At 43.6% G+C, this 11,511-nt stretch carries 7 protein-coding genes, 2 tRNA genes and 3 pseudogenes; 5 read left to right on the forward strand and 7 right to left on the reverse strand.

Features of this window, described 5'->3' with window-relative positions; genetic code table 11:
• Positions 1 to 132: 132 nt before the first annotated feature.
• Positions 133 to 216, reverse strand: a pseudogene (locus IM509_RS21785) (carbonic anhydrase); the annotation flags it as partial.
• A 576-nt stretch (positions 217 to 792) separates the two neighbouring features.
• Here IM509_RS21785 and psbN point away from each other — a divergent pair.
• Entirely contained in the window at positions 793 to 924 is a 132-nt protein-coding gene (gene psbN / locus IM509_RS21790) for a photosystem II reaction center protein PsbN (protein ID WP_012266479.1), read from the forward strand.
• On the opposite strand, the gene IM509_RS21795 is transcribed toward psbN, so the two are convergent.
• The 5 genes from IM509_RS21795 to IM509_RS21815 form a co-directional block, all read right to left on the reverse strand.
• Positions 921 to 3,929 carry an alpha-mannosidase gene (locus IM509_RS21795; protein WP_185237553.1) on the reverse strand — a complete coding sequence of 1,003 codons (3,009 nt, stop codon included), beginning with the start codon at positions 3,927 to 3,929 and terminating at the stop codon, positions 921 to 923. The genes psbN and IM509_RS21795 overlap by 4 nt on opposite strands.
• Before the next feature lie 365 nt (positions 3,930 to 4,294).
• A tRNA-Thr gene (locus tag IM509_RS21800) sits at positions 4,295 to 4,366 on the reverse strand.
• Positions 4,367 to 4,374: 8 nt separating this feature from the next.
• Positions 4,375 to 4,459, reverse strand: a tRNA-Tyr gene (locus IM509_RS21805).
• A 194-nt stretch (positions 4,460 to 4,653) separates the two neighbouring features.
• Complete coding sequence (locus IM509_RS21810) at positions 4,654 to 4,947, reverse strand: ferredoxin (RefSeq protein ID WP_002790144.1); 294 nt, start codon at positions 4,945 to 4,947, stop codon at positions 4,654 to 4,656.
• A 591-nt stretch (positions 4,948 to 5,538) separates the two neighbouring features.
• On the reverse strand, positions 5,539 to 6,174 hold the full coding sequence (locus IM509_RS21815; RefSeq protein ID WP_002735346.1) for a peroxiredoxin: 636 nt from the start codon (positions 6,172 to 6,174) through the stop codon (positions 5,539 to 5,541).
• A gap of 738 nt (positions 6,175 to 6,912) precedes the next feature.
• Between IM509_RS21815 and psbU the strand changes: the two genes are divergently transcribed.
• The 4 genes and pseudogenes from psbU to IM509_RS24245 form a co-directional block, all read left to right on the forward strand.
• A complete protein-coding gene (gene psbU, locus IM509_RS21820; protein WP_052277564.1) occupies positions 6,913 to 7,320 on the forward strand; it encodes a photosystem II complex extrinsic protein PsbU in 408 nt (135 codons plus the stop codon).
• 395 nt (positions 7,321 to 7,715) lie between these two features.
• A complete protein-coding gene (gene nadB, locus IM509_RS21825; RefSeq protein WP_052277563.1) occupies positions 7,716 to 9,383 on the forward strand; it encodes an L-aspartate oxidase in 1,668 nt (555 codons plus the stop codon).
• Positions 9,384 to 9,596: 213 nt separating this feature from the next.
• Positions 9,597 to 10,691 carry a HEAT repeat domain-containing protein gene (locus tag IM509_RS21830; protein WP_002761164.1) on the forward strand — a complete coding sequence of 365 codons (1,095 nt, stop codon included), beginning with the start codon at positions 9,597 to 9,599 and terminating at the stop codon, positions 10,689 to 10,691.
• Positions 10,688 to 11,284, forward strand: a pseudogene (locus tag IM509_RS24245) (glycosyltransferase); the annotation flags it as partial. The gene IM509_RS21830 and the pseudogene IM509_RS24245, both read left to right, overlap by 4 nt.
• Before the next feature lie 52 nt (positions 11,285 to 11,336).
• Here IM509_RS24245 and IM509_RS21845 read toward each other — a convergent pair.
• A pseudogene (locus tag IM509_RS21845) lies at positions 11,337 to 11,511 on the reverse strand (IS630 family transposase); the annotation flags it as partial.

Here is an 11,511-nt window from a genome sequence, read left to right on the forward strand (position 1 = left end):
GATGGAACCCTTATAGAGAAAGGCATTTAGCGATTTTTGTCAATTGTTTTTTATCTAGAGCGAACTAATCAATTAAGTCTCTTGCCAGATAAGGATTTAGTCGATTTATGCCCCCCTATCGAACCATAACAAGTAACGAAGAGCCTCAAATAATTGCCGATGTTCATCAAAATAACCACTCTGAAACCTTTCTAGTCCCTGTAGGAGTTTCTTCATAATAATTCTTCTGGTTTAGTTCGATCGCTATTCTAGTTGATCCTTTTAGAACATTGTCGGGCATGAGATCAGGGCAAGCGCATCTCAAACGCTATTGACAATTGGCCAATTTTGTGATCTGTTTGCCCTGTAGGCATTTCAAATGATCAGCTAAGACGCATTTTCATGTTGCAAGAGTGCCTTATTTCAACAAGCAATTTAAATGCGCGGGCAGCTTACCAGTCCATCAGAATAGTTACCCTATTTAATTGAGATGGCAAATTCTCCTCAAATATGCCTGAATCGTGGGTAGGCAACTCACATAAAAGACCTCTTGCAAAAGTCTTAAGTCGATCCTTGTACAGCAACATTTTTGAAGATTATCAACTACTAATAAATAATTAACTGAAAGTCCCTCCCATTATTGTTTCTATCGTTTGTTTTCGGATTTATGCAAGAGGTCTAAAGTTCATTTTGTCAAGGATTGTTAAGATGCACTTACCCTCAACTGGACCGATTAGCGATCGCTATCGGCGGCGAGATTGGTTATATCTTGTTAAGATAAGATACAGACTGTATCTAAGCAAATTTTATTCTATGGAAACTGCAACAATTTTGGGGATTTCGATCGCTGCCGCTTTGGTGGGGATTACCGTTTTAGCTCTTTATACCGCTTTTGGTCCGCCAGCTGCAGAATTAAGCGATCCTTTTGAAGATCACGAAGATTAATTCTTTAATAACCATGTAGCTATCTGCCAAGGAAAAAGTTGCTCGACGGGATCGATCGCTCTTTCTAAACCGTCGATCGATTCTTTTATTGTTAATTTTAATTGATTTTGCCAATCAATAACAGCGTTTTCTCCCTGACATTCATAAACGCGCATTACCCAACCCCGATAGGCTGTTTCACTTTGTTTGAAACTCATTAAAATTAAGTTATCGGCTGAGAATTTTAACCATTGTGCCACGGGTGGCAACTGGGTTGATCGAGAAGAATTATTAATAAAAATAACGTTGACAGGTGAGTTTAACTGCCAAGCGTGATGGACAGTTTTCGCCGGTTTCCAGTTACCTTGATGGGGATATATTGCATAGGTAAATTCTTGTTTACCCAGATCCGCCTCGGGATCGGGCCATCGGGGACTTCTCAACAGAGTTAATCGCAGTTGCTGGTTAGTAGCATCATAGCCATATTTATTATTATTTAAAAGACTCACCCCGTAGTTTGCCTCTGTATCGGTTAAATCTGCCCATTTATGCGCGTAAACTTCCCATTTTGGTGATTCTGGTTCGTGGTAACGCTTGATCGCACCACAGGCAATTTCATTGGTGGTAAAATCGCTGTTTAGCGTAAGAGGAAAAGCGGTTTTTACTAAAGTATGTTCCTGTTGCCAATTAACAATAGTTTTAATCTGGAGAATAGGAGAATCTTTTTCTAAGATATAATCTTGACAAAATTCCGAATCAGCTAAACTTCTGATCACGCGAATCTGCCAGCGCAAGGCACCACATTCTAAGCATTCGATCGATTTTAATACTGTTTTAGGTAAGGGATATTGTTGATAATTCGGATCGATATTCCAAGCGTCCCAATATTGTCCTTGATCTTTAAATCCCTGTAATTGGTTCCCCGCAGCTTGCAGTATTTCTTTTTGATTAATTATATCAAATATACTATCTATATCCCCCGTTTCTGAGTTAATAGTAACTTTAAGTAAGCCATTATCTAAAATAAATTGCCAGTTAATTAAATTTTGCTCGGCTGCTTGCTGATTGGGAACTAACCAAAATAACTTATAACCCACAGAAGGAATATTTTCAGCGATAAATAATAGCTGATTGTCGTGGGATAATTGCGAAGGACAGAGACAATTATTTAAGTCATAAACCGAACAATTGGCAGATTCTACAGCTAAAGAGATAACCTGAGATCTTTCCCAGTTAAGAGAATTAAAAACTAGAAAAGGTTTCGCTTGGGGATGGGGGGGATTAGGTAAATTAATTTGATTAGCAATTGCCTGTAAAGCTTGATGTAAAAGTGCTTCACCTGTGCTGATAACTTGCCGCCATAACTGATTGGCATCCCTAAACACTTCCGGGATCGAAGTCCCGGGAAGTATATCATGAAACTGATTTAATAAAACCTTTTTCCAGGCGGATTCTATCTCGACTTTCGGATAGGGAATCTCTAGTAAAATATTAGCCAGAGAAGACCATAATTCCCCTTGATACAAGAGTATTTCACAGTAACGATTATAGGCTTTTTGATCAGAGTGAGTGGTATAACAACCCCGATGGAATTCTAGATATAATTCATCATCCCAGATAGGAAGATTACTTGTCTCCAGACTATCCAGATAAGTTGTTGCTTGGCTAAATTTTAACTGGGGGAAAAAAGGAGATTTTTGCCAACGTTGTGCTACTTCTAACATATCACGAGTCGGACCGCCACCATGATCGCCAACACCGGGCAACCAAAAAATCTCTTTTAATCCGGTTTGCTGTTCCCAATTGAGAGCATGATCGGTCATAATAATTGGGTTAGTATCCATAACTCCGGCAACATTGGGAGGAGACATGAGGGAAAGAATTTTACTACCATCGGGAGATTGCCACCAGAAAAAACCGTGGGTAAATTTAGTCGTATCATTCCAATGTAGTTTCCCGGTTACAAAGTATTTGATGCCAAAGGATTTAAGAATTTGCGGCAATTGGTAGGGAAACCCAAAGGTATCCGGCAGCCAAGCGGTTTTAGTGATTTGTCCGAATTTTTCTTGAAAATATTGTTGTCCATAAAGCAGCTGTCGAAATAGGGATTCCCCAGAGATTAAATTGACTTCTGGTTCTACCCACATTCCGCCCAAAAGTTCCCAGGATTGCCCTTTATATGCCTCTAGAATTGCTTGAAACAGGTCAGGATGATGTTTTTCTATCCATTCGTAAATTAGGGGGCTAGAATGACCAAATATGAGGGCGGGAAAATCTTTTTGCAGGTTTAAAACCGAGATAAAAGTGTTTTGTGCCACTTGCCAAGTTTCTGCCAACGGCCACAACCAAGCCAGATCTAAATGTGCGTGACCGAGAAGATGAAAACTGCGTTCTTTGAGAGGTTTAGCGAGGGGTTGTAGGGATTGACGAATTGATTCTAGGGAGCGATTAAATTTATCTTTGTTGGTGACATTATCCCAGTCAATATTATCGAGAGTATCGGTAAAAGCTGCTAAGTTTTCAGGATAAAAAGTCTGTAGATAATTATGGAGAATGGTCAATTCATCAGCAACAAAACTAGGATCGATCGCTTGGCTATATTCATAGATTAACTGGGATTTCATCAAACCACCAATATCATGATTGGGACTGACTAAACGGAGAGTAACAAGAATTTCTTGACCAGTAGAGACAGAGTTGGAAAGTAAAATGCGCGTGGAAGAATCAAAGAGATCTCCCGCTTGGATAAATTGATTATTAATATAAATTTTGACATCTTCGGCCCACCAAGTTAGGATTAATCTCAGTTCCATTCCCTCTAAAGGATAACCGGCTAAATGTTCGGGGACAATAATTTTTTGAGTTAGATATTGAATTTGTCTGCCGGCTGGCCAAATAATGTATTGTTTTTCATTGAGGGTGACGGGTTGAATTGGGTTTCCCGCTGCTGTAGCGATCAACCAATTTTTCTGAACATCTGTGCGGGTGAGGTGAGACAGTTTAGCGATGTTGTCGAGGGGAGACATGAGCCAACAAATAAGTTAATTTTGATTATTTTAAGCGATCGAGGACTAATTGCCCTGGGGGAGAACTTGTGTTAACGCAATAGTGCTGAAGACTTACTTAGGGTTTGCGGCAAAAAGTTTTTCGGTGGGGGTAGGGTGTGGGGTGTAGGGTGTAGGGTGTAGGGTTTTACCCATTTTCAGGGGGTCAATTACCTAATTTTCAGGGAAAAAGTCCCTAAATTTCCCCCCCGATCCCTCCAATGGCCAGTACTTTTTGATTTCAAAAAAGCCTAAAAATATTATCCAACAAGGTTTTTAGATTTATTCAGCAAGCCCGACTTAATCTCATCCGCCAACGGCTGATTGAGAATGAGCAGGGAAGAAAAAGCCCGTGATGAGGATTGAACTCATGACCTCACCCTTACCAAGGGTGTGCTCTACCACTGAGCTACACGGGCATTGATCGTGGTGGGCCGGGCCGGATTCGAACCAGCGTAGGCGTAGCCAACGGATTTACAGTCCGCCCCCATTAACCACTCGGGCACCGACCCATTAATTCCACGATTATCAATCATAGCACCCTTAGCTAAAACCCACAAGTGTTTAGGGAAAAAAATTTTTGAGCCATAAAATAACTCCCGTTAAGCACCATAGATAGCACTTAACAGGAGTTTTCTGATAATCTCGAGAGAGATTAGGCTATAGATAGCACTTAACGGGAGTTTTCTGATAATCTCGAGAGAGATTAGGCTATACCTTCTTCTTGGTGAGTTTCGATCACACAGTCAGATTTGGGATAGGTGACACAGGTGAGGACATAACCCGCTGCAATTTGATCGTCATCAAGGAAGGATTGCTCGGATTGATCGATTGTACCAGATACAAGTTTACCGGCACAGGTGGAGCAAGCTCCGGCGCGGCAGGAATAGGGTAAGTCCAGTCCTTTCTCTTCAGCTATATCGAGAATGTACTCATCATCGGGAACATCAATTTCATGCTTGCCATCGGGTGTGATCAGGGTGACTTTATAGGTTGCCATCGGTTGTTCCTCTTAATTAAATGCCAGTGAAAGCGGCAGTCTCTACAATTGCCTCTCGCTCGTCGTCAGATTGAACAATGCGAACGAGTTTCATTTTTGATACTACGGGAAAATCTCCCCGACTCAGCCTTGCATTAGTAATGACAGTCTTAAATAAACTTAAAATAAAATTTACTTATATATCTAACCCAGAATTCTTGAGGATACTTGCTCGATCTCTAGATAATTTCATCCCTCTACAATCTAGCTAAACTAACCACTACTAAGCATTTGGAGCCATGATGCTAATCGTTTTTTTCGTCTTGAGCCGATTTTTATTAAATATTAATTTAACTTATGGTTAAGATAGATGTCGATGAATTGTCTTTAACCCAGCCAAGAAATTGCTTTTCGGCACTACTGCCGGTAACACATCTAGGGAAACTAGGAAAAAATCTATTGACAATCAAACCAATAAATGATATAGGGGGATAAATCCCCTGTTGCCAGGGGTAGCATCCGTTAAAACGGATGGCTAACCCTCCCTGACGATTTCTTGGTTTTCGGATTGTCAGTTTTCCAGGCTCTGGTTCACTGATTACCGGTCACTAATTACTTATTAGGTTGGGGAGTCATGCGTAGATAGGGTTTGATTTCTTCAACTCCTTTGGGGAATTTGCTGCGAGCTTCTTCAGTGGGAATAGAGGGAACCACCACACAATCGCCGCCGTCGGTCCAGTTAGCCGGGGTAGCCACTTGATAGTTATCGGTGAGCTGCAGGGAGTCGATTACCCGCAGGATTTCGTTAAAATTGCGTCCCGTGCTGGCAGGATAGGTAATAGTTAAACGTAATTTTTTGTTGGGATCGATGATAAACACCGAACGTACCGTCAGATTATTGAGGGAATTGGGGTGAATCATGCCGTAGAGATCCGACACTTTGCGATCGCCATCGGCGATAATCGGATAGTTAACGGTAGTGTTTTGAGTTTCGTTGATGTCATTAATCCAACCCCGATGGGATTCGGCACTATCGACACTCAAAGCGATCACTTTCACATTACGTCGCTCAAATTCTGACTTAAGACTAGCCACCGTACCTAATTCCGTGGTACAAACGGGGGTATAATCAGCCGGGTGCGAGAACAGCACCACCCAGCTATCTCCTACCCACTGGTGAAAAGAAATCGGACCTGCACTAGAATCTTGTGTAAAATCTGGAACGATATCACCCAATTGGAGAGCCATAATTGTGTCTTCCTTATTATATATTTCAAGACAAGCAACAGTCTATGATGCCATAGGAGTGCTGTTCTTCATTGATAATTTTAGGGATTTGTAATAATTGCATTAGCCATCAGCCTTTTCAGGGATCAGGGATCAGATTTGAGTTATCAGTTCACTGATCTCCCGGCTCCCCCATCACCCAACCCCCAAAATCCTTCCCCTAGTACGGCCAAATGGGTTATCGGAAATTTGGGTTGAAAACCCCGTCCTTTTAGGACGACTTTGTGCTAGAATGCTCGTAGGTTGCTGACCGTGAGAACGTGAGGAAACAAGTTAGATGTCCTACTCCGTCATCTCAAAATTTCTAACAGTCAATGGTGTTTAATTAAGTCCAAACTGTCAGAACGCCAAACAATTAAATACTGTGGGACACACAGAAATTTACGCTTGGGGAGTAGTCTTTGAGAGTGCTTGCCTTATAGGTGTAGTCTGACTAGACATGAAACTGTAAGACCAAAATTAGCTTTGCTAGTAGAGGCAAGATTCAGCCCAAGAATCTCCGCCCGAAAAGTGCGGAGAGTGTCAAGATCTGGTCTAATGGCATGATATAACTTTTTTAACTAGCTATCAGCGTTCAGCTAATAGCTAGGCTGCGGTGGCAAATCCCAATTCCCCACCCTATGCCTAGTCGGAAAGCTGACGGCTTAACTTCTTGTCCTGATCGTTAATTTGCCTTGGTTTTAGGAGACCACAACTGCAATGAAGAATCTTGTTCGTCTGCTGGCGGTAATTGCCTTGATTATCGGGAGTTTTTGGGGCAAAGTTCCCGCTCAAGCTCTCAATCTTACCTCGATCGCCCTTCCTTCTCATCCTGTGGCGGTCTTAAATGCGGCTGATGCTAAACTAACCACAGAATTTGGGGCGAAAATCGACCTTAATAACAGTGATATTCGCGATTTCCGGGACTTGAGAGGGTTCTATCCCAATTTAGCCGGTAAAATCATCAAAAACGCCCCCTACCAAGAAGTGGAAGATGTCCTCAATATCCCCGGACTCTCGACCACTCAAAAAGAGCGTTTACAGGCTAATCTAGAGAAATTCACCGTTACTGAGCCTTCTAAAGAATTTATCGAGGGTGATGACCGTTTTAACCCCGGAGTTTACTAAATCCAGTTAATTACGGTTTTAAAAAAATTCCTAGGTGAGCGATCGCTCACCTTTTTCAGTGATCAGTGATCAGTTATTCAGTCAAGCTCTGGCATAATTAATTTTTCAGGGTTTAAAAACGGCAAAAATAGGGATTAAATTGCATAAAATAGGTAAATAGATTATTTAATTGATTATTATTCATTTTTAATTCTACTGACTCGGAGAATACTGACTCCTAAATCTAACAACAATTTTTGATTTTTATAAGAGGTCTAGGGATCAGATTGGAGTTTTCAGTCAAAAGTTGACGACTGGCGACCATATACTGACCCAAGGTAAAAACTGGCGATTTTTGCCAGAGCTATAGAGAAATGAAGTGCTAGAATAAATAGAATTTATCAATTAACTCCTACATGGTCGTTTCCTCGCAACTGCCGAGTTATCAAGATGTTTTAGTGGTGGGATCGGGAGCGGCGGGATTGTATGCCGCGCTGTGTTTACCCCCTAACTTAAAGGTGGGTTTAATTACCAAAGAAGATTTAAAAACTGGGGCTAGTGATTGGGCGCAGGGAGGAATTGCGGCAGCCACGTCCCCGGCAGATTCCCCCGTTTTCCATTTGGAAGATACCCTGAAAGCTGGAGCGGGCTTATGCGAGCGCTCTGCTGTGCAGTTTTTAGTCGAGAAGGCCCCCCAAGCGATCGCTGATTTGCTGCGGTTAGGGGTTAGTTTTGATCGCTCCGGAGACGACTTAGCCCGCACTCTTGAGGCTGCCCACTCCCAGGCCAGGGTACTGCACGCGGCCGATCGCACGGGGAGAGCGATCATCAGTACCCTGATGGAAAAAGTGGTCGAACGCCCCAATATTACCATTATTCCCCAAGCGATCGCGCTGAAACTGTGGCTTGATTCGGAAGGGCAACGCTGTCAAGGTATTTGTTTACTCCATCAAGATCATCTCTGTTGGCTACGAGCGCAAGCAGTCATTCTGGCTACGGGAGGCGGCGGTCAAGTCTATGCCCAAACTACCAATCCCGCCGTTAGCACGGGGGATGGAGTCGCCCTCGCTTGGCGTGCTGGGGCAGTGATTCGCGACCCGGAATTTTTTCAGTTTCACCCCACCGCTTTGACTGTGCCGGGGGCGCCGCGGTTTTTAATTAGTGAGGCGGTGCGCGGCGAAGGAGCGCATTTAATTGATGCCCAGGGGCGGCGTTTTGCCTTCGATTATCATCCGGCCGGAGAATTGGCTCCCCGGGATGTGGTGAGTCGGGCAATTTTTAGCCATTTGCAGAAAACCTCCGACGATCCCGCCCATGCCAAAGTATATCTAGATTTAAGACCAATCGAACCGGAGCGTCTGCGTTATCGTTTTCCCAATATTATCCGCATCTGTCAAAAATGGGGCATTAATGTGCTTGAGGAGCTGATTCCCGTCGCCCCCGCCGCTCACTATTGGATGGGAGGAGTGGCCACAGATTTAAACGCCCGCACGTCTCTAACCGGTTTGTATGCGATCGGCGAAGCCGCTAGTACAGGTGTTCACGGGGCTAATCGTTTAGCTAGTAATTCTCTCTTGGAATGTATTGTCTTTGCGGCAAATTTAGTTGAAATAGGTCTAGAGCCAGAAAACTTTCGTGGGGAAAGACCAGAAAAACCCTTAGAAATCGCAGAAAATTGGCAAGAAGAACAGGAATACTGGCAAAAAGTACGCAGAGAATTACCGATTTTAATGTGGGAAAATGCGGGAATTTGCCGATTTCAAAATGAGTTAGAAACTGCTATCCTACGGGTGCAACAGTGGAAACAACAGTTAGAATCCTTAAAGATGGGCCAATTTCTCCAGAATCTTCTCCCCGACAAAGGACAATTATTTTTGTGTCCCTCGGTGCAGTTAGAAATAAGAATAGCGATCGAGACATTAAATCTTCTAGCTATCGCTGACTTAATTCTGGAAAGTGCCTTATTGCGAGCAGAAAGCCGAGGCGGTCACTATCGGGGCGATTATCCAGAAACCGTAGCTAATTGGCAATTCCACACGACTATTCAAGGTCGAACGTGGCGTAAAACGCCTGTGCAAGCTTAATTAAGCCAGTTTTTCACAGATAATCCCTAAGCTCTAAACAGTGGACTCTATCCTCGCTACTAGGAGCCGTACTATTCGCCCCACGCTCACCGGAGGCCTTTCCCAATCACCACCGTAGTCCATGACCTATCTCTGGAGTTAAGTGCTTTTCATTTACGGCTTTTAGGCTATCATACTTTTACCCTCCCCCCCCTAAACAGTTGCATTAATTCTATGATCAAACCCAATTTCCTATTTTTGTTAGCTATCGGTGTGAGCAGTTGGGGTCATCATTTTCAGGCTTTACCCAAGGCTAACGCTCAAACTCCCCCTAGGTTAGAGCAACCCCAGACTGTCGCCACTTACGATCAGTTGATGAAAGCTGGTTACGAAGCTACAGCCCAAAGAAATTACCAACTCGCCCTAGGAAAATTTCAACAAGCTCTGGCACAACGTCCGAACGATACATTTGCTCAAAATGCGATCGCTAATATCCAGAAGTATCTAGGTCAAACCGCCACGGCCGCCAACGCCGCCGCCAAAAACGAGACTTCACCAATACCGTTAATTGCTGGCTCGGCCTTGTTATCCATCGCTTTATTGGGAGTTTTACTATCGCTTTTCTTCCAATATCGTCCCAAGGGCAAAGCCTCAAAACGGCGCAAAAAGACAACTTACGTCAATCCTAAAAACCCACTCAACAACTTTTCTAGGGGCAATGGCAATTCCTTCGACGCGGACCCCAAAACGGGCAGTGACATTAATGGCAGTGGTGACGAGGATTTCGAGCCTTCTTTGCCCGTACAAGCTACCTCCCGCATCCCGAACGTAGATTTAATCCTGCGTTTAATTGAAAGTCTTCGTGATAACGATCCCCGTACCCGTAGACGGGCGGTTTGGAAGCTGGCACAGATGTCCGATTCTAGGGCAATGCAGCCTTTAGTCGATAGTATGGTGGATGGGGATTCCTACGAACGCAGTTTAACCCTAGAAGCTCTCGCTCAAATCTGTACCCGCTCCCTGCGACCGATGAACCAAGCTTTGGCTATCTCTCTCCAGGATAAAAATCCCCAAGTGCGGAAAAATGCTATCCGGGATTTAACCAGACTCTACGATATCATGTCTCAGATCAGTCAATTAATTTGTCATGCCCTCGATGATTCCGATGAGGAAGTGCAAGAAACAGCACGCTGGGCAATCAGACAGTTAAATCTGCAATTACCGCCCCGCTTAGATATTGCTCCCCTGGAAACCACTGGTGAACCGGAAGATGATGACGTACAGGATACTTCCTTCACTGAAACCACATCCACTGAGGTGCAAAATTGAGTGGAAAACTGTTATTTCTCTCCACCCCCGTGGGATTTTTGGGATCGGGGGACGGCGGTGGCCTAGAATTAACTCTTTATAATCTCGCTCGCACTCTGAATAAGCAAGGGTATGCGGTGCGGGTAGTGGCTCCAGAAGCCTCGCAATTGCATGATATTCCCTTAATCACTATAGCAGGAAATGCCCAGATTTCCGCCCAAAGTCAAGGCCGGCAAGCCCCGATTTTCATGCCCGAAAATGCCGTTTTGGCCAATATGTGGCACTACGCTCAACAAGTACAACATCAGTACGATTTAATTGTTAATTTTGCCTAGGATTGGCTGCCTTTTTATCTCACTCCTTTTTTTGCCACTCCCGTCGCCCATTTAGTCAGCATGGCTTCCGTTTCTTTGGCGATGGATCATATTATTCAAAAAACCTACCGCAGTTTTCCCCATTTACTCGCTTTTCACACCGTCGCCCAAGCAGAAACTTTCTCAATATCTCCCCCCTATCGCTGTTTGGCTAATGGTTTAGACGTATCTTTGTATTAGTTTCGGTCCGCTCCTTCCCCCTGTCTAGCCTGGGTGGGACGGATTGCCCCGGAAAAAGCTTGAGAAGATGCGATCGCCGCTTGTCAACAGTTGGGCGTAAGCTTTTACGCATTTAAGTTACATTGACAGCATTACCCTTATTTTTCAGTTTTCTACTCCATTTAATAATCAATCCCCCTTCATTTAAAAGCTGATTGACTACTTTTTCCAGTTCTTCTTTATTTTCAAATTCTCGATTAGCTATGTACTCTTTAGCGGAATGCCACACTAATTCTATTAGGTTGTAA

Source organism: Microcystis sp. M31BS1 (assembly GCF_020245285.1).
GTDB classification, from domain to species: Bacteria; Cyanobacteriota; Cyanobacteriia; order Cyanobacteriales; family Microcystaceae; genus Microcystis; species Microcystis panniformis.

Excerpts from the sequence above, each read along its gene's own strand:
- psbN (WP_012266479.1), top strand. The coding sequence starts at position 793 with ATGGAAACTGCAACAATTTTGGGGATTTCGATCGCTGCCGCTTTGGTG.
- IM509_RS21795 (WP_185237553.1), bottom strand. The coding sequence starts at position 3,929 with ATGTCTCCCCTCGACAACATCGCTAAACTGTCTCACCTCACCCGCACA.
- IM509_RS21810 (WP_002790144.1), bottom strand. The coding sequence starts at position 4,947 with ATGGCAACCTATAAAGTCACCCTGATCACACCCGATGGCAAGCATGAA.
- IM509_RS21815 (WP_002735346.1), bottom strand. The coding sequence starts at position 6,174 with ATGGCTCTCCAATTGGGTGATATCGTTCCAGATTTTACACAAGATTCT.
- psbU (WP_052277564.1), top strand. The coding sequence starts at position 6,913 with ATGAAGAATCTTGTTCGTCTGCTGGCGGTAATTGCCTTGATTATCGGG.
- nadB (WP_052277563.1), top strand. The coding sequence starts at position 7,716 with ATGGTCGTTTCCTCGCAACTGCCGAGTTATCAAGATGTTTTAGTGGTG.
- IM509_RS21830 (WP_002761164.1), top strand. The coding sequence starts at position 9,597 with ATGATCAAACCCAATTTCCTATTTTTGTTAGCTATCGGTGTGAGCAGT.